7 protein-coding genes are annotated in these 20,278 nt (G+C 68.8%); all 7 read right to left on the bottom strand.

Annotated elements, in window-relative coordinates; all coding sequences use genetic code 11:
• Positions 1-57: 57 nt before the first annotated feature.
• The gene (locus DXK21_RS10490; RefSeq protein WP_114817731.1) at positions 58-13,371 is read right to left on the bottom strand and encodes a filamentous hemagglutinin family protein; all 13,314 of its coding nucleotides are present in this window, start codon (positions 13,369-13,371) and stop codon (positions 58-60) included.
• 109 nt (positions 13,372-13,480) lie between these two features.
• Positions 13,481-14,014 carry a hypothetical protein gene (locus DXK21_RS10485; protein ID WP_114817730.1) on the bottom strand — a complete coding sequence of 178 codons (534 nt, stop codon included), beginning with the start codon at positions 14,012-14,014 and terminating at the stop codon, positions 13,481-13,483.
• A gap of 8 nt (positions 14,015-14,022) precedes the next feature.
• Positions 14,023-15,741, bottom strand: a complete 1,719-nt coding sequence (locus DXK21_RS10480; RefSeq protein ID WP_114817729.1) for a putative porin — start codon at positions 15,739-15,741, stop codon at positions 14,023-14,025.
• Positions 15,742-15,761: 20 nt separating this feature from the next.
• Positions 15,762-16,451, bottom strand: coding sequence for a TonB C-terminal domain-containing protein (locus tag DXK21_RS10475; protein ID WP_114817728.1), 690 nt, complete (start codon positions 16,449-16,451; stop codon positions 15,762-15,764).
• 5 nt (positions 16,452-16,456) lie between these two features.
• On the bottom strand, positions 16,457-16,867 hold the full coding sequence (locus tag DXK21_RS10470) for an ExbD/TolR family protein (RefSeq protein WP_114817727.1): 411 nt from the start codon (positions 16,865-16,867) through the stop codon (positions 16,457-16,459).
• Positions 16,868-16,880: 13 nt separating this feature from the next.
• Positions 16,881-18,608 carry a DUF2341 domain-containing protein gene (locus DXK21_RS10465; RefSeq protein ID WP_170136959.1) on the bottom strand — a complete coding sequence of 576 codons (1,728 nt, stop codon included), beginning with the start codon at positions 18,606-18,608 and terminating at the stop codon, positions 16,881-16,883.
• Positions 18,608-20,185, bottom strand: a complete 1,578-nt coding sequence (locus tag DXK21_RS10460; protein WP_114817725.1) for a ShlB/FhaC/HecB family hemolysin secretion/activation protein — start codon at positions 20,183-20,185, stop codon at positions 18,608-18,610. Before DXK21_RS10460 ends, DXK21_RS10465 begins: the two co-directional genes overlap by 1 nt.
• Positions 20,186-20,278: the final 93 nt, after the last annotated feature.

Here is a 20,278-nt window from a genome sequence, read left to right as displayed (position 1 = left end):
CTCCAGTCAGAATGGGGAGCATGGAGGGAGGCGCGTCGGCCTCCCTCCCGCTGTCGGTTACTCGCCGAAGCCGAGGAAGCGGCTGGTGATGATGGCGGGGATGTCGCCGGTCTTGGGACGGGCCCGTTCGGCCAGACGGGCGGCCTCGGCCACCACCGAGCTGCTGGCCGAGGAGGCCGCCGTCAGGGCGCCGGTATTGACCGCCGCCACCGCCGGAATGCCCACGGCGTCGCCCTGGACCTCGATATTGGCGGCGTTGACCACCTGGAGCGCGGCCAGGTTGACGTCGCCCGAGACCCGGATGCCCGCCTCGCCCGCGTCGATCGTGCCCAGAGGCGCGATCAGGTCCACGTCGCCCGCCTGGATTTCCGGGATCGGGTTCAGGGTGGCGATGCCGGCGCCGGTGTTCTGGGTCGGCGGCGACAGGGTGACATTGCCGTAGCCGTCATAGACCCGGCGCGGCGGCTGATAGACGGCGGTCGACTTGGACCCCCGCCCGGCGTTGATGTCGCCTTCGGCCGACCACATCAGCAGGTCGCCGCCGAAGGTGGTGAAGACCCGGCTCTGGCCCAGCAGCACCGACTTCAACGAATAGATGTCGATATCGCCCGAGCCCATGGACAGGATGCCCGCCGTCGAAGGCGGCGCCACCCCGCCGACGCCGACTACCGTCTGGCCGCCGGCCACCAGCATCTCGATGTCGCCGCCGAACAGGGTGCGCACGCCCGAGCCGCCGAACAGGGTCAGATCCCCGGCGTAGGAGATGGCCTGACCTTGGGCGTCCTTCTCGGGGAAGAGGGCGGCGATGGCGTTGCGGCCGCGCAGATAGCTGCTGAAACGCGGACCATTGGGGTCGTTGTATTCGCGACCGCCCGCCTTCAGCTCGTCGAAATAGACCTGTCGGGCGAAGACGCCGCGCTGCTGGCGATCCAGACCGTTGAAGTAGGTCAGGGCGTCTTCGGAGCCGGACGCCTCGTAGCCGAAGCGATCCTTCAGCCACTGGACCAGTTCGACGTCGTAGGTCTTGACCACCTTGCCGGCCTGATCAGCCAGGGGCCGCCCGACCTCGGCCAGATTGGCCGGGTCCAGATACAGATCGGTGAAGACGTCATAGTTGGGACCGCCCGCCCCGACCCCGGTCAGGATCGAGATTCCGGCCCCGCCGTTGCGGGTCGAGGGCGACAGGTCGAACAGCGGGCCGACGCTGGTGAAGCGACCGTTGTCCGCCTGATAGATGTTGCGCCCCGCCTCGACGACCAGGTTGCCCGGACCGGCCACCGTCATGTTGCCGTAGATGATGTCCCGGCCCGCCGAGATCAGCGAGATGTCGGCGGGGTCGTTGTGCACCACAAGACCGCCCTGGTTAAAGACGCCGAACAGGTAGGCGGCGGCGCGGCATTCCGCCGGACCACCCGGCGGGCAACCCAGACCCGTGCCGGTGCCGAGGTTGACGATGTCGCGCGAGGCCCGCAGATCGACCGGACCCGAGTTCACATAGAGCTGCGACTGCCCCTCATAGGTCATGAAGCCGAAGCTCACGTTGCTGATGTCGCCGTTCGCCGCATAGAAGAGCGCAGGCGCCTTGCGACCGGCGATCAGGGTTCCCGTGGCCGTGTCCTTCTGGAAGGCGGTCAGTCCGCCGATGCTCATGGCGTTGCCCTGGACAGGCTTCACCGCGTTCGGGTCCGCCGTCACGAAGTTGCGCCATTCCGTGATCCACACCGGACGGAACGGATTGGGCAGCAGGTCCAGGGCGTTGGACATCCCCGACAGGGCGATCGGTCGACCGGCGGCGAACGGGCCGGCGCTGTCCGTGACCCGGAAGCCGCCGCCCAGGATCGACACCCCGGCCAGGAACTCGACCTGGCCCAGCGGCGACGGCGCCAGCTCCAACGGCAGGATGCCTGCGCTGCAGTTGTAGTCGTCGCATCGACCGGCGTTCCAGTAGATGTTGCCCTGGGCCGCCGTGACCCGAAGGATCGGCGGATACCAGTAACGGCCTTCACGACCGCCCGCATCGCCGTCGCCCCCGGTGATCGGCGTCACGTCGCCGCCGGCGCTGAACAGGTCGATGCGAGTGTCGTCACGCCACAGCGAGAAGCTGGTCTGCATGATCAGGCCGTCAGGGCGAATGAACTGACCCGAAGCATCCACATAGCCGACCGAGACGCCCGCGATAGAGGTGACGGTCGAGCCGGGATCGCCGACGCCGGTCAGGACCAGATCGCCCCGCGTGTTGAGGCTGGCGTTCCCGTCCCCCAGAACCAGGGTGATGCCGCCATAGGCGTCCTGGAACGGCGTCCGCAGCGGATCAAAGCGACGCGGGTCCAGTTCATCCCGCCCGCCGACGTAGGCCGTGGCGCCTACGCCCCCCGCCATGACGGCCGTATCGCCGCGCAGGTTGACGACGCCGCCCGCCAGGGGCGAAGGCGCGCCCGCGCCCGCTCCGGCGTTCAGCGTGCCGCCCAGGCGAATGTCGATGTCGCCGCCGCCGGTCTGAACCACCGTACCGTCCACGACGACGCCGGCGTTGCGGATGACCGAAGTCACACGCCCGGTACCGCCGACGGCGAAGTTCAGCGCCGTGCTGGCGATCCGGCCCAGGTTGCTGTCGGGATAGCCGGCCGAGTTCAGGGCCCAGTTTTGATGCACCCCTGCGTCGCCGCCTGCGCGCACGATCAGATTGCCGCCGCCCAGGGCCCCGATGCCCATGAAGCCTTCCAGCAGGGGAGCGTTGAAGTTGACGTAGTCGTTGAAGCTGCCGGCGTTGTTCGGGACATAGCCGCCGAAGTTGATCCACCAGGCGGTGGGCACGTCCTGCCCCAGTTGCGCCGACTGACCGTCGGTGACGCCATAGCCGCCCTGACGCCACAGCCAGTTGCCGACCGAGCCGCTGCCGACCCGCTGGTAGCCAGAGTCGCGATCCGTAGCGTAGCCGGTCAGCCGCCCCTGAACCGCCAGGGTCAGGTCGCCGCCGTGCTCGGGATACCAGGCCTGATAGTCCTGGATCGAGGCGGCGTAGCCGTCGAAGTTCTGACCGATCCACGGATTGGCCATGCCGCTGGACCCCGCCAGCGTCCCGCGCGGCTGGTTGTAGACGTTATGACCGTCCAGCGTCAGCCCGCCGATCTCCGCCGAAGGCGTGCCCGCCGTATAGACGCCAAACAGCGACATCTGCTCGTAGTCGCCGCCCGCCAGTAGGTCCAGCGAGCCGACCCCGGTGCGGATGACGCTGAAGTTCTGCATCAGCTTCATGCCGGTCAGCCAGTTGGGCGAGAAGCCGTCCGCCGTCGTGGCCTGCGGATTGACGTAGTGACGGTCCGACAGGGTCAGGTCGCCCGAATGGCCTGCATTGGCCAGGTCGGTCGCCGCACGCAGGGTGCGCCCGTCCGATGAACCGATGTCGGCGCCCGCGACGAAGCGCATCGACCAGGACTGCGATCCCGCCGCCAGCATGGGCGCCACGGCCCAGATTCGGCCCTGCGTCCCGTCAGCCTGAACCGGACGAGTGTTGTGCAAGGTCTGACCAAGCGGCTGCAGGTTGACGCCCGCCGGCACGGTCACGCCTGCCGCAAGGGTGATGTTGCGGTTCAGCGCGACCTCGCCCTCGAACACATTGATCGGGGTCCCGGCAGGCACCCGCGAAGCCAGGATGCCGAAGCTGTCGCCCACGTCGGTCGGAATGACGGTTCCCGAGCCGTAATAGGCCCCCGGCTCGATATAGCTGGTGACGGTCGCGCCTGCCGCATAGAGGGGCGCCGACCCCGCCTCGAAGGCTGCGCGGCTGGCCCAGATGGGCGCCGTCGCCGTCCAACCCGTGGCGAAAATGTAGTCGTACTCGCTGCTGACGAAGTCGAAGGGAATGGTCGTCCCCGAGAAAATGCGGCTGTTGTCGCGCACCTCGATCTCGAAACCCAGCACCAGGTCGGAATCCCGCCCGCCGAGGAAGGTGGTGACGCCCGGCGCGATCGGATCGCCGCGCATGACATAGGCCGCGTCCAGCACCACCGGATCGCGCATCAGGCCAAACAGACCCGCGATGGCGATATTGGTGTTGCGCGGCAGGATGTCGCCGGCCTGAAGCTGCGTCGCCTCGGACAGCTTCAACAGCGCCGGCAAGGGCGTGTCCTTGGGCCAGGTCGTCGCCTGCAACGCCACCGTCATCGGGAACATGGCGCCCTGCTCCAGCCGCGCATCGGCGGGCAGGATCGTGCCGGCTTCGAGGATCGACCCGCGTGCAATGACGCTGCCGTCCGGCAGATGGATAGCCGAGGTCGCCACCCAATCCTGCGGCAGGGTTACGGCCTGGGCCAGACGCGTCTCCGCGCCGATCACCGTATTGCCCAGGACGCTGAAGCCGTCGACCGGCGCGTCGAAGGTCAGCTTGACGCCGGTCGGGAAACTGGCGCCGGCGGCCAGCTTGACCGGGGCCGACAGCTGATGGTCCGCCGGCCAGACGCCGACGCCGCCCGCATCGCTGGTTGAATAGAGCACCCAGCCGTTGTCGTCCGGCGTGCGCGCAGGCTCGCCGAAGCCGTCGGTGATGCTGCCGTAGATGTTCAGGTCGTCGGCGGCGCGAACCAGCAGGACGCCGGCCTCGCCCGAGCCATAGACGCCGGTCATCTGCGTGTCGGCGTTCAGGCTGGCGTAGCGATAGCCGGCCAGGTTCAGATCGCCCGATACGCTCAGGCTCTGACCCGGCGCGCTGGCCAGCTCCACGCCCGGACGCAGATGGAAGGCGTCCTGATAGGCGCGCAGTCCGGCCAGACGCTCCAACAGGGCCTGGTTGGCGATAGCGGCGTTGATGAAGGCCGTGCTGTCCAGATGGATGTCATCCATCAGGGCCTGACTGATGACGCCGCCCGCCGGTTGATAGGTGCGGAAGCCGTTGACCGACAGGCTGTCGGCGCCCTTGATCGTCAGCGCGCCGCCCGCCTGAATGGCGATGTCATTGCCGCCCAGACGCGGGGCGTTCAGCTCGACCCGGCCCCGGTTCACGCCGTCCGGCGACGACAGATCCAGCGTCGCCCCCGACGCCAGGGTCAGGGTTCCGGCTCCGCTGGCCAGTTCTATGTTGGCGCGGTTGGACGCCTCGATCGGCGCGCCATAGCCGTCGATCACAACAGTGTCGGCGCTGGCGTCCAGCACCGCCGTCGCAGCCAGGGTCAGATCGTCGCGCGCCGACAGGCGGATCGTGCCGGGGCGTGCGCCGCTGGCGTCGATGCGGCCGTTGACGATCAGATCGCCGCCGTCCGCCGCGATCGTCACCTGACGCGCCTTGACCTCGTCGCCGATGACCAGGTCGCCGGTCTTGATGACGAAGCTGCGGCTCTCGGTGACGCCGCTTTCGGTCAGGCGCTCGTTCAGGTCCTTGAAGTCGCTGACCACGTTGGCGCGGATGTCGATGGAGCCGTTGCGCAGCGAGGCGTCAGGCGCCTTGTCGCCGTTGCGGGCGTGGGCCTCGATGACCCCGTCCAGGGTCGCCGCGCCGTTCAGCGCCGTGACCCTCAACGTGCCCGCATGGTTGTAGTCGGCGCTCAGGTCGATCTTGGACCCCGAGGATAGGACGACGTCGCCCTTGGCGCTTTCCAGCTCGACGTCGCCGCCCCAGCTGTAGCGGGTCTCATCGAAGAAGTCGGTCGCCTTGCCCGCCATGTCGAGGCGTGCATTCTGACCGAGGACGATATCGCCCTCGGTCGCCGTCAGGACCAGTCGGCCGCTGGGCAGGGCGATGGTGGTGTCCGCCGTGATGCTGGCGGCGGTCATCTTGATCTCGGCGCCCAGCTGCGGCTTGGCGGCATCGACCGCCGTGGCGCCCGCAGGCGCGCTCAGGTTGATCGCGCCGCCCGCCTTGTAGTGCAGGCTGGACCCGGCCTGTCCGGTCAGCAGCGGCGTGGTCAGGTTCAGCGTGCCGCCCTGCCCCGCCTGACCATAGACGGCCTGCGACTGATAGACGGCCAGGTCGCCCTTGTGGTTGGCCTCGATGCGCTGCGTCGCCGTCAGGTTGACGGTGCTGAAACCCAGGGCCAGCCGGTTCAGCGGCAGGTTGGCGCTGATCGCCAGCCCGTCCTGGTAGCCCAGGACGATGCGGTCGGCGATCAGGTTAAGCGTCCCCAGCCCCTCGCCCGGCCCGCCGTGGATCGGCGCGCCCGGCAGGCCGGTGATGACGGCCGAGTTCCACTGGTCGCCCTGGACGCCCAGAACGCCATTCCACACCAGGGTTCCGGTCGTGATCTGGGCCACGTCGCCCGCGTCGCCTGCGCCGTAGAGGGCCGGCGTGTTCAGCACCAGTTGCAGCTTCGAAACGCCGGTGGTCGCGTCGCGGGTGTCCAGGCTGACCGAGCCATAGAAGTTGACCGACTGGCTGGCCGACAGGATCAGCCGCTCCAGCTTGGGCGCGCCCGCGCTCTGGTCGCCCGCCATCAGGCGGTCCAGCACAGATTGGTTCAAGGCGATGCCCGAGGGCAGAACGCCGTCCGTCGCCGCCTCGGCCAGGGCCGCGCTGGTCCCGATGTTCACAGCGCCCGAGGCGAAGGCCAGGTAGCGAGCGCCATAGTTGACGTTCTCGCCCAGGCTGACCGCGCCGGGGGTGACGAAGCTGAGCGTGCCGTCGGAATAGAGGGACGCGCCGTCCTGAACGGTGATGACGCCCGTGCTGCCGGCGGCGGCCGTATTGCTGGTGAACTCCAGCAGGCCGTTCGACACGGCCAGCAGGTTCACATTGTTGGCCATCAGCGTGTAGCCCATGGTCGAGTCAAAGGCCGGGTCGCCCTTGCCCAGGGTCGTGATCCGTGCGCCGGTTTCGACCAGGATGTCGGCGTTGCGGTCGGCGACCAGCAGGACCTGCGGCCCCTCCAGAACTGCGCCTTCGCGCACGACGACGCCAGCGAAGCCGCTGTAGCTGAAGTTGGGCTGGTTGGGCATGCCGGCGCCGACCAGCACCTGGATGCTGTTCGACAGGCTGGTCGAGACCCGGTGCGACACCCCGCCCAGGGTCATGATCCGCGCGCCGACCGCATTCAGGTCGGACGCATAGAGGGACAGGGACTTCTCGGAGCCCGTCGCGCCGTCGGCCAGGATCTCCAGGGTGTAGTCGCCGCTGCTGTAGTAGGAGCCGGCGACGACGGCGAGCGCGCCGCCCAGGCCGCCCTCGGCTGCATCAAACAGACCCTTGCCCTTGAAGGAGAAGGCCGGACGATCACTGTCGGCCTTGGGCGGGGTCAGGGCCAGAAGGAAGGTCTTGCCGTCCTCGGGCAGGATCGGCAGCGGATTATTGAACTGAGCCGACGCCGGCGCCTTGAGCAGGAATTCGCCGAAGCTGGTCTCATTGTACTGGGAATAGGTGCGGACCACCTTGGCCGGCGTCAGGATGGCCTCGACCTTCAGGGCGCTGCGGATGTCGGTGTTGGCGATCGAGGTGGTCACGTCCAGGTGGGTCGACCCATCCGCCAGATGCGTCAGGTTTCCGCTGCCCGCCGGCAGGTTGGACCCCAGCTCCACCCGGAAGGCGCCGTTCATCAGCGCGTATTCGGCGGGCAGCAGGGTATAGACGCCCGCCGCCAGACCCTCGATTCCGGCCGGAATGACGATCTGCTGGCCGACGCCCGGCTGGGCGTGACCGTCAATGGTCGTCGGCGCGACCGAACCGCCATAGGACGGCACGATGGCGTAGACCTTGTTGTCGGCGTGGCTCAGACCCTCGAAGGCCGGGCTCAGATTGGCCAGCGCCGTCTTCAGGACGTCGACCGAGCCGCCGCGACCGGGAACGAAGCCCGCGCCCGCCGGCGTGCCGCCGCCCGACAGGTCAAGCACCGAACCTTCATCGGCCCGCAGCGAACCCACGACGGTGACGCCCTGACTGTTCAGGGTGGACTTGAGGTCGGCGCCGTTCAGACGCCAGATCAGGCCGTCGATGGTCCCGCCGTAAGGAATGACCAGATCCTTGGCGCTGGCCGAGGTCAGGCTGCCGGGCAGCAGGTTCACTTCCGAGGTCGTGACCGATACTTCGGTCCAGTAGTTTTGGCCGGGCTCCAGCTGGTCGAGGCCGGGAACAAACTTGTCGCCGCCGACGCCCAGAACGATCGAGCCGAGCGGCGCACGCAGAACCCCACCCTGATTGATGATGTCGGCGCCCACGGTCAGCGAACCATAGAGCGACAACGGCGCGGCGGGCGTCACCCCCTCCAGCTTGTGGAAGCTGACGACGCCTCCGGGCACCAGGGAGATGTAGGAGTTGGTCGTGCCGGGAATGGTGTAGACGTACTTGCCCGCATAGATGGCCGCGGTCGCGCCGGTCGTCGGATAGATCTGGGCGGCGGTCAGCGAGATGTTGCTGATCGCATTGACCTCGCCGCCGGTCATGCGGATGTCGCTGCGGCTGACCACGTCGATCTGGCCGTGCGCGGCGTATTCGTAGTCAAGCTGGCGACCGCCCGACAGGCCGATCGAGCCGTTGACGCCGAAACGGGCCCCGCCCATGTCGACCAGACCGCCCGTGATCGTCAGCCGGCCCGCGCCGATCTCCGGCATCTTGAACAGGGCGGGACGGCCGTCTTCCGAGCGGACCAGGTTGTTGCCGTTCATCGACCCGGCGGCGACGAAGCGGACGTAGGCGGCGCTCAGGCTGGAATCGAGGTCTGCGCTGTCGCCCATCGCGCCGATGGTCCCCGACAGGGTCAGGTTGCGCGCCAGCTTCAGGTTCACCGCCCCGTCCAGCAGGACGACGTCCGACGAGTCCAGGGTCAGGCTGCCGAAGCCCCCCGCCGTGATCTGGTCCACCCCTATACGCGCCTGACCGACCACATCGGCCATGCCGTCCTTGGCGGCCATGGCGTCGGCGACCAGTTGGCCCGGCGTCCAGCAGCCGGTGACGCAGTCGCCGTATTGCAGGTCCGCCGTCAGACCGCTGTCCTGTTCCTGGCCCAGGATGATGCTGCGCAGACGGCGCATGTAGTCGGGCATGTCGCGCGAGCCGAGGCCCAGCTGCGCCACATAGGGCGTGTTCAAAGTGACCGACAGCAGCCCGCCCGAGACGCCGGCGCCGCCCGCATGGGCCCGCATGTCGCCGTCGAGGAAGACGCCGTACTGCGACTGGAAGCGGATCGCGCCGCCGTCGCTGGCGACCGTCAGGGTCCCCTTGTCGCCCGTCAGCGCCGAGGTCAGATAGTCGATCTCGGTCGAGGCGCCCGAGGCGTCCAGAACGGCGCCGGGACGCACCACCACATAGGCCGCGCGCTTGCCGCCGACCGTGATCTCGCCGCCCTTGGAGACGTGGCCGTAGCGCGCGCCGTCGGCGCCCAGGGCGCTCACGCCCCGACCCGAAACGTCGATGACGCTGTTCTCGCCCAGCCACAGGGCGGTGGTCGGGTTGTAGACGATTTCCGACGGCTGATAGTCGCGCCGTTCGTTCTCTTCGCGACCCGCGAGCAGCGTCACCTTGCCGCCGCGCGCCTCGATACGGCCGTCGATCCTCATGCCCTCCATCGCGGTCAGGCTGACCGACTGACCGTCGTCGACGCGGATGCTCGCGCCCTCGGCCAGGACCAGTTCGCCGATCGGGCGGGGGTCCGTCATGGGGTTGCCATAGCCGGTCATCCAGTTGCGCTCGCTGAGGCCGTGGGCCGTCAGATTGAGGCTGGCCCCCTGACGCTGGACGAACCGGCCGTTGGCCGCGTCCTCGCGCAGCATGTCCGGCGTCCACAGCTCCATGGCGTCCTGCGGCGCGGCGCCGCTGGCGATGTTGACGCTGTCGGCCGTAAAGCGACGCACCGGCGCGCTGACGTCCAGTTGGCCGCCGACATGCAGGTCGCCGCCTGCGCGGATGTCGTAGCGAGAGAAGCCGGTCTGGAAGAGGTCAGCCTCAAGGTGCAGAGGCTTGGCGACCTTGATCGCCGTCTGGAACACGGTCCCGGCGGCGATGGTCCGCCCCGCCGGCAGGATCAGATCGGCCTGGAGAATCTCCCCCTTGGCGTAGGTGTAGGCGACCGGCGGAATGCTGATACCGTCCGGCCAGATTTCGGCCGGAACGATCGTGCCCCCTGGCAACTGCCCATAGCCCAGCTCGATATAGAAGCCGGCCGGCAACACCGTCCCGCCGAAATACATATTGTAGTCGGCGTCATAGACCTCCACCCCATCCGGGATCGTCCATTCGCCGGTCAGGGTGATGCCGGTGAACTCGACATTGGTCGTGCCCGGCAGGGGCTGCCCGGCGGCGATCCGATCCACCGTATAGCTGTAGTCGAACGGCAGGGCCTCGCCGGCCTTCAGCACCAGTTCTTCCAGAAGCTGCAGGTCCATGGGCGCGGGCTCGCCCGCAGCCAGTTCCTCGCCGCCGCCCAGCAAGGCCTCGCCGATGGTGATCGGCCGACCAGCAGCCGAGACCGTCAGCGTGCCGCCTGCCTTCTCGCCTGAGCCATAGGCGTGAATGGCGCCGTCCAGCGTCAGTTGGCCCATGACGGCGCGCAGCTCGGCGCCGACGGCCAGGCCGACCGAGCCGCCCTTGGCGCCGACCGTCTTGCCGTCCAGCAGGACAGCCCCGCCCGCCGAGACGTCGATCAGGCTGTCCTTCGACAGGGTCAGGTTGCCCTGGCGGCTTTCCAGCATGACCGAGCCGCCTTCGAGGTGCGCCAGGTCGCGGATGTCGCCGCCGGTCTTCACATTGACCCACAGGCCGCTGGCGTCCAGCGTCACCCCCTCGCCGACCGTCAGGTCCGTCACGGCGGTGCAGCCCGCGCTGCAAGGCGGAACCGCGGCCAGTGAGATCGAGCCGCTGCGCGCCGTGATATCGGCCTCGACGTCGATGGTCTGAGCCCGCATGGCCACGTCGCCGCCGGGGCTCAGGGTCAGGTCGCCCTCAATCTTGATGGCGCCGCCGTTGACGCGCAGCGAACCCAGTCCGGCCTCACTCAGGGCTTCGGCCGACAGGAGCACGGTGTTCAGCAGGTCCGGCGTCAGCGCAGCCCCCGCCTCGACCCCGACCGCGCCGCCGCCTTCGCCCAAGATCACCGTGTTGGCGAACGGAACTTCCTGCGTCAGGACGGGCGCATAGGTCTGGTGCAGCTTGTTGCCGACATAGAGGCCGCCCGCCAGCGGGGTGACGTTCTGAGGCAGGTCATAGCCGTCGAGCCGTTGCGGGAAGTCACCTGAGATCACGCCGTCCTTGATGACCGGCGGGGTCGTCGGGCGCACGCCCGTCTGGCGGTCGCCGACCACCACGTCAGCGACGATCTGGCCGTCGAACAGGACGGTCGGCGCCGACAGCGACAGGACGCCCGCGTCGCGCCCGACCGTATAGCCCGCCTCCCAGCGCACGCTGCGCGCCGAGTTGAACAGGGGCTGGGCATAGACCTCCTGGAAGGCTGCGCCCCAGCGGTCATGATTGACGACGAAGGCGTTGCCGACGGCCAGCATCTTCACGCCCGCCGGCGCCTTGCCGAGGTCGTACAGCTTGCCGTCCGAGCCCAGCATCCGCGTCGATTGGATATAGCCGGCGGCGTAGTCCAGCGACCCGCCTGAGATGTCGAACACCGCCCCCTTGTGAGCCACGATCTCCTTGCTTGAGATGGCGATGGTCCCGCCCTGGGCCGCCCACTCGCCTATGCCGTGAGCGGTGTTGCCCAGATGGCCGCCGACCTCGATCAGGCCGCCCGGCGTATAGTAGCGATCCCCCTCATGACCGCCCGTGCCGCTGGGTAGCAGGATCAGGTCGCGGATATCGATCCAGACGTCGTTGTTCTTGAGACCCTCGCCCTCGCGGTTCAGCGGCGAGTCGCGCAGCTCGAACGGCTGAATGTTCACCTTCAGATTGTTGGAAGCCATGTCCATGGCCACGTCGCGCACGCCCGAGACGTTCAGTTCGGCGCCGTCGTGGACCGTGGTGCGCTTCATCGCCACAACGGCGATCTGGCCGCCCTGGGCGATGGTCTGGGACGCCCCCTGGAACTCGACCGAGCCGCCGGTGGAGATCTCGACCCGCGACATGTCCTTGCGGTCCGGCAGCATGTAGCTGAGCCGGTTGATGCCCTGGTTGTTCAACAAGATGGTGCTGCCGACGCCAAGGGCCGATTCCGCCAACAGGGCGTCACGCTGGGCGTTGGTCGCCGTGGCGTCGCTGTCCAGTTCCGGCAGGATCAGGGTCAGGCTGTCGTCGGTCAGGGTGACGCTGGACTCGGCGTCGCTCAGGTCCGTCAGCAGGTGAACGGTGCCGCGCGTATTGACCGAGGTGGTGGCGATGGCCACGCCGTCCTGAACCACGTGACGCCCGGCTAGGGTGATGTCGCCCTCGGTCGCTTCGACCACGCCGCTGTTGACCACCCGGCCGGCGTCGCTGCCGGCGTTCAGGGTAATGGCGACTTCCTGACCGCGCGTGGTCGAACTCGGATTGCCCGCCGTGCCGTATCCCGGACGCAGGATGAAGTTGTCGCCCGCCGCCAGAAGGGTCTGGCCCCGCGCCGTGACGATGGAGCCGGCGTTCTCGACCTCGGACCCCATCAGGGCGACAAAGCCGCCGCCCTCGACGACCGTGGCCGGCTTGGTCGTGGTGATCCGCGCGCCTGCCTCGACCTTCACCGCGCCGCCGGCGTTGGTGAAGGCCGGCATCAGGATCGGCGGCTCCCACCAGTTGGGGCTGGGCGTCTCGGTCGCGTAGATGCCGCGCTCACGAAACTGGATGTCCGAGATATTGGCCGTGGAGGCGATCAGGTTGCGGACGTTGACCTGCGAGGCGCCGCTGAAAATGATGCCGTTGCGGTTGATGATGTAGACCGAGCCGTCAGCCTTGATGCTGCCCAGGATCTTGGTCGGATCAGCGCTCGCGTCGGTGACGCGGTTCAGGGCGACCCAGTCGGAACGGCCCTGCTGGTTGAAGACCAGGTCCGTCTCGCGACCGACGTTGAAGCTGTCCCAGGTCAGGATGGCCTTCTGCTCGGTCTGGCCGACAGTGACCGTGGTGCGGCCATCCGCCTCCGTCGTCTGGGTCGGACCATTGGCGCCGATCCACAGATTGGGGTCCAGGGTCACGCCGTCGGCGACCTGAAGCCCGCCCTGCCCCAGGCCGTTGGGGATATGGCTCTGGGCCGCCTGGGCGGCGGCGCGAGCAGCGTTCTGAGCCGCGCTCATGGCGCTGCGCGTGGCGGCGGCGCGGGCGAAGGAGGCGATGGCGCGCTGGCTGGCGGACGACGCCTGAGCCGCGCGACCGGCCTCGGCCTGGATGGCCTGGCTGACGGCGGCGGTCGGATTGGCGCCCGCCCCGCCCCGGCTGCCGAAGGCGCCCCGGTTCTGGGCCTCGGCGGCGCCGGCGACGATCAGGGAGCCGAGCGAGGCGCCGACCAGCAGACGGCGGCGCAGCGAACGCGAGTCGAGACGGATCATCGGGCGATCTCCAGAGGAGCAGAGGCCGCGAGCGCGGCTGTCTGGCGAATGAGGGAGCAGACGGGGCGCGGGGCGCCCTCGGCCTGAGAAAGGGAAAGGTCGGAGCGGCTCATGGGCGTCCTCCCGGTCGCGGCGTCGGCGCGGGCCGCACGGGACGCTGGGGATGGACGGACTGACCGAAGTTCGAGCCCAGCCGCTGACGCACAGCGGTCTGGCTGACGACGCCGACGGTCAGGTCGGACGAGCGCGCGTCCGGCGTCGGCGCCTCGAAGGCGGCGCGGGCCTGGCTCTGGGCGATGCGGGCGGCGCGTTGCAACGCCTCGGCGGCGCAATCCAGATGACCGGCGCGATCACCGCCGACATCGACCTGGACGCAAAGACTGGCGAACGGCGACGCGGGCGCAGGCTCCTGAGCCAGGGCCGTTGCGGGCGCAAGCGCCAGCAGCGGAAGAAGACGGGGCGCCTTGACAGGGGATATGCCAAGGCGGCCCGCCCGCATCGCCTCGCCCCGGAACGGGCGTGAACCGGGCGAGACGACGAACCGAGAGCGCATGACGACAGCGTCCGCACAGGCGCGACCGATCGACCCGTCGAAGGCGACGCGGCGAAGGATCGAGCGCAGAAGGGCGAAAACCGTCATCATGGCGCGGATCAGAACCGGGTCAGCAGGTCGATCAGCAGGCGATCCGCCGACAGGGGCGCGCCGGCGATCTCCTCGGCCGAGAGCCAGCGGGCGCTGACCGCCGTGTTCTTGCCGAAGGCATAGGCGCCGCCGACCATCCAGCCCTGCGAGTTGGTCCCGCCGAGGTGGAAATCGCTGTCGGTGAAGGCGTCCAGAACCGCGTCGGATTCCAGATGGCGATAGCCGGCGTGAACATTCCAGTCGCCGCGCGACGCCAGGTCAAGCCTGCCCGCCGTCAGCTTGACCGACCAGCCCGACGAACCGCCGTCCCAGGCGCCGGGCAGAGTAACGGTCCCGTTGGCGTTGGTCGGGTCAGGAACGGTCGTCGACGGGCCGAGGTTGTTGACCGCGCGCAGACGCATCATGGCGTCGTCGAGACCTAGGTTCTCGACATAGTCGCCCTCGACCCGGAAGCCGACGCCGTCAAAGGCGTTGAAGTCCAGGCTGGCGCGGACGTTCAGCACCTCATAGGCCGAGGCCAGGCCGAAATACTGGTTCTCGGGGCTGGTGATCGGGTTCAGCGGATCGGCGACCACGTTGCGGATCGGGAACATGGTGTTGCCGAACTGCTGGAACTGCGGACGCGTCGGGTCGGTGTCGCACACAGTTTCGTAGAACTGGCAGGGCTTGGAGACCTCGCCCTCCACGCCGTCGAAGTTGAAGTAGCCGACGGCGGCGCGCACGCGCACGTCGTCGCGCGGCGTCCAGTCCAGACCCAGCTGGGCCGCCAGCAGGTACTTGTCCCGGCTCTCGAACGGCCCGCCCTTGCCTTCCGGCGCATTGCGCGAGCCGAAGTTGAAGTCGGTGTTGAAAATGGGGAAGGCGCCGGCCGTGCCGAAGACGGCGAACTCCGAGTTCAGCGCATGGCGCGCCGAGACAGCCACCCCGTCGAAGTTCAGGTCGTCGTCAAACACCAGATCGCCGGTCCAGAAGGGATTGGCGAAGCGGCCGAAATCCAGAGCCACGTCCTGAACCGGGGTCAGGCGGATGGCCGCGCGATCCAGCCACAGGGCGTATTTGCCGAACTCGTCGCCGCCGCCGAGCGTCTGGTTGGTCGAGACGGGCGAGCTGTCATTGCCGGTGGCCACGCGCACCTCGGCCGAGATCCAGCTGTCGATCTGGGCCTTCAGGCCGAAGCGGGCGCGGATGCGGGCGCGCTGGCGGTCTTCCAGGGTGTTGAGGTAGGGCGGGCCGACATAGCCCGGCGTCTTGTCGTTGATGTTCTGGCCGGGCCCGCCGTTGATCGCGCCGTAATCGACGAAGATGTCGGCGTTATTGTCGTCCATGAAGACGCCTTCGCCGCGCACGCGAATGTCGCCCGACAGGGTGATGCCGCGCGTCCATTCCGGCGTCTGGCCGGGCGCCGACCAGCCCTGGGCCTGAGCCTGCGTCCCCAGTTCGGCGCGCAGTTCTTCCTTGATCTGATCGCGGACGACCTGCGGGATATAGGGGATGGTCTGCACCCCGTTGGCCACACCGCCGGCCGGGACCGGCGCCGGGGTCGGCGCCACGGTCGCCTGGGCCAGCAGGCCGTCGGCCTCCTCGCGAGTGACCAGGCCCTTGGCGACCATCAGCTCCAGCAGCTTGGCGGAGTCGACGGTCTGGGCGAAGGCCGGCTGGGCGGCCAGCAGGCTGAGACCTGCGGCGCAGGCCATCAGGGCCGGTTTGAGGCGGTTAGGACGGTTCATTACGGTAATCCCCAGGGAGGTCAGGCGCCGCTTCGGGCGTTCAGTTCGATACGCATGACGGGCAGGCCGTCGGGCGGACGGCGGGAAAGTCTCAGGCCGGTCAGGGCGCGTTGCAGGGCGGCGTCGCGACGAGCGTCGCCGGTGCCGCGCAGCAGGCGGACCGAGGTGATGCGGCCCTCGGCATCGACCGTGACCGCCAGCTGGGCGGAGTAGCGGCCCCGGCTCAGGTCGCGTTCGCCCTGGACGGCCTGGGTCACTTCACGACGGGCCAGTTCGCCATAGGCGCCGAAACCGCCGTCGCCGCCGCCGGGACGCCCGCCGATGCGGGTTCCCGAGCCGTCGCCGCGCGCCAGACCGTAGTTGGACGGCCCGGCCCCTTCGCGGGCGGTCAGGGCGCTGTCCCCGACCGTCGGCTCGGACGGCGCATCCGGCGGCGGAGGCGCAGCCTCGACCGGCTGATCCATCGGGGTCGGCGTCGGTTCGGGCGGCTTCTCTTGCACCACCTCAGGCGGCGGCGGCGGAGGCGGCGGGGGCGGCAGGACCACCCGCACCGTCTTGTCCTCGCGCTGACGCTCGCTGACCGAGGCGGGCCGCAGGAAGGTCGCGGCCAGCACGGCGGCCAGCACGGCGACCGCTCCGACCACCGGCCAGTTGATCCTGCGCCGACGAGGCGGCGGCGGCGGATCGTCCGCCAGATAGGCGTAGGTCATGGCGCTCAGGTCCCCGCGCCGGGCGGGCGGGTCGAGGCCATGCCCAGGCTGCCGACGCCGACCTTGGAGCAGAGGTCCAGCACCTGCATGATCTGGTCGTACTGCACCGCCCGGTCGCCGCGCAGGATCACCGGGAGGTCCGGCGTCGAGGCGATGGAAGCGCGCAGTTCCTGCTCCAGCTCGGCCATCGAGACGGGAACGGCGTCGATCGACACCGTGCCGTCGTTGGCGACCGCGATGACCCGCGACTTGGGCTGATCCAGCACCTGGGAGGCCGAGGCCGACGGCAGGTCGACCTTGATGCCCTGCACCGCCGCCGTGGTCAGCAGGATGAAGATGATCAGCAGCACGAAGGTCAGGTCGACCAGCGGCGTGATGTTGATCTCGTTATAGGGTTTCTTGCCCTGAACCTGCATGGGTCAGCGCTCCCTATTCCGCCGCGAGGGCGGCGGCGGGAACATCCTGCCAAGTTTCGGCGATGCGCTTTTCCAGCTCGTCGACGAAGATCTGGTTGTCGGCGGTGACGTCCTCGACCCGGCTCAGCAAGTAGTTGTAGCCAAACAGAGCCGGGATCGCGACGGCCAGACCGGCGACCGTGGCCAGCAGGGCCGCGGCGATGCCGGGGGCGATGGCGTTGATGTTGACCTCGCCCGCCGCCGCCACCGAGGCGAAGGTGATCATGACGCCCAGCACCGTGCCCAGCAGGCCGATGAAGGGACCGCCCGAGATGGCGATGGTCAGCAGCACCATCCACTTGTTCAGCTTCTGGCTCTCGCGCACCTGACCGGCGTCCAGGGCCGAGCGGATGGCGGCGATGGACTGCGGACGGATGGCGAATCGGCTACCCGACGCCCTGCCCTCGGCCAGACGCAGGCCCAGTTCGCGCCGACCGATCTGATAGAGGCGAGCCAACGGCGAATGCGCGTTCAGGCTGGCGGGCAGATCGCCCAGACCGTCATGACCGTTCGAGGCGCGGGCCGACTGGCGATAGGCGTCCAGGAACTCCTCATTGGCGCGCGTGGTGCGGCCCAACATCAGACCCTTGGAGATCATGACCCAGATGGCCAGGGCCAGCATGAAGCCCAGGATGATGATGACCACCCAGGCGTCGACCGTCAGCGCCTTGAACAGGATGCCGAAGTAGTTGTGGCCGCCGCTTTCGGTCTGCTCGGCCGTGTCGAAGGTCAGTAGCTTGGCGCCCTGCCCTTCGCTGGCGGCCGCCAACTGGAAGGCGGCCTGCGGCAGGGCCACGCCCGCCACGCGGAACTCGTCGATCTCGCCGGCGAAGCCCTGACCCAGAACCGCCGGACCGGAAGCCAGCGCACCGGCGACCTCGCCGGCCGGTTGACCGTTGACGAACAGGGTCGACTTCTGGCCGTCGTTGACCAGGGCGACATGGGCCCAGGTTCCGGCGGGAAGCGCCGCGCCTGCGCTGCGCTGGCCGGCGGCGTCGAGGAAGAGGGTCGCGCCTTCCGACGTCAGGGCCAGACCCGGCAGGGCCAGCAACTGACCGTCCGAACCCGGCTTGACCCAGAAGCTGACCGAGACCGGCCCTTGCGCAAAGGCTTCGGTCGGCGCCGAGACAGCAGCAGCGCCGTCCAGCGTCAGGCTCTGGCCGATCAGACCGCCCGTATTGCGGCCCTCGCCGCCGACGCCGTTCAGGCCGTTGGACGTGGCGTCCTGCGGCGCGCCGGCGCCGTCGAAGTGCCAGACCAGCTTGTAGTCGGCGCCGAAGGTCCCGGCGGCGTTCTGGCCGGCCTCGGCTTTCTCATTACCATAGTAGGCGTAGATGGCCGAGGCGGCGCCCGGCTTCAGGTTCGACACATCGACCCAGACCAAGGCCTGCTGTTCAGCCGGCGCCCACTTCTCGATGTGGAAGGCCAGAGGCGTGCGGTCGTCGCCCGCCACGAAGCGCAGGTCCGAGCCGTCCGCCTTGACGTCCGCGAAGTCGAAATTGCCGGTGTGCAGGCGGATCAGGACGGGGGCGCGGGCCACCTCGCCCGTCACGCCCGCCGCCTGGGCGTTCAGGTTGATCTTGGTGCGGTAGGCATAGTCCGCCTGCCACCAGCCCGCTGCGGCGGCCGGGGCCGCGGCCCCGATCAGCACGGCGGCGGCGAGGCCGCCGAGCAGCCCCTTCTTGGTCATCGTCAAAGCCATCAGAATTCCCCCCAGATGCGGAAGCGAACGGAAACCAGGCCCGCATCGCGGCCCGGCATGGAGATCAGGGGCGTGCCGACATCGACGGCCCCGTTGAGGTATTGGAAGAGGCGCAGCCGCCCGCCGACGCCGGCGCTCATCAGCAGGGTCTCGCCCTTCTGACCCGGCAGCGGATCGTGGATGCCGACGAAGCCCGCATCCCAGAAGCCGTAGAGACGCAGCTCATCTACGCCCGGCCAGTCGGCCAGCAGCGGCGGCGAACGCATCTCCAGCTGCGTGGCCAGACCGTAGTCGCCCATGGCCTCGCTTTCGCGATAGGCGCGGACCGAGTTCTGGCCGCCGATGCCGAACTGCTCGTTGGAAATCAGCGGGCGGTCGGTCCACTGGGCTGACAGCTTGGCCGTCAGTTGCAGGTCGTGGACCATCTCCTCGGTGTGCGAGGCGTCGATCTTGACCGTGAAGAAGCTCTGGCGCGCGTTGTAGCGCTTGGCGTCAAAGGCCCACTTGTCGTCACCCAGGCCGCGCACGCCCAGGACGCCGCTGAAGGTCAGGTCGCTGCGCCGCGCCTCGCCGCTCCAGTCGCCGCGCCACGAGGCCATCAGCGGGAAATACTCGATGGGCGCGGCGGCCCGGTCCGAGCCCAGGATCACGTCTTCCTTGAAGCTCTTCCAGTCGAACCCGAGCGTCAGCGAATGATAGAAGCCGTCGCCGCCGCCCAGTGCGCGGATCAGACGCAGTCCCGCCAGGTCGCCCTTGCCGATGACGTTGGTGCCGCCGACCACGGCGATGTCGCTGTCGGAATGGACCGCATAGGCCAGCAACTGCGTGCCGACGCCGAGGCGCATCAGATAGTTGCCGGAATAGACAGTGCCGTCCGTCGTCCGTTCGGGCGCCGTCTGGGCCGACAGGCTGAGGCTGTCGCCTCGGCCCCACATATTGTCATGACGCAGCGACGCCGCCGCCCGCAGCTGGGTGGTCGAGGCGCTGGAATAGTTGTTCAGCTCCAGCGAGCCGTGCCAGGGCGAGCTTTCCTCGACCGCCAGCACCACGTCCAGCGTGCCCGGCGCCACGCCTGCGCGCAGTTCCGGCGTCACCCGCCGCGACGGGTTCTGGTTCAGCGCCACCACGTCTCGCTGGAAGGCCGGCAGGTTCGGCGTCTGACCCGGCGTCAGCGAGGGCGCCTGGGCGCGCACGGCGTCGGGGTTCTTCGCCCCCTCGACCAGCACCTGACCGATGGCCTGTTCGGCCACCTCCAGCATCAGGACGCCGCCCTCGACCGACTGTTCGGGAATGAAGACCGACACGGCGATGAAGCCGCGCTCTTCATAGACCGCCTGAAGCGCGGCGCGCGCCGCCTCCACGTCGTCCGAGGTCCGCCCGGGCCCCATGAAGGGATAGACGGCCCGCTCCACCGCCTCAGGCGGCAGGACGGTGTTGCCCTTCACCTGAAAGGCGCGAACCTCGAAGCTCGCCGTCTCCTGCGCCGTCGCGGGCGAGGCGTGAACAGCCAGAACAGCGGCCAGCGCCAGGGCGCTCGCCGCGCCTCTCAGCGCGCAATGTCTCTTGTAAACCAGCATCAATCCCCCGTGACGCGACGGCCGCTGCTGCGACCGACGCCCCGCACTTGGTCGTCAGGGGAGAGACACGTGCGCCCGACACAGGCGCAAAGA

The organism is Brevundimonas bullata (assembly GCF_003350205.1).
GTDB classification, from domain to species: Bacteria; Pseudomonadota; Alphaproteobacteria; order Caulobacterales; family Caulobacteraceae; genus Brevundimonas; species Brevundimonas bullata.
This window is presented reverse-complemented; position numbering and strand designations above follow the sequence as displayed.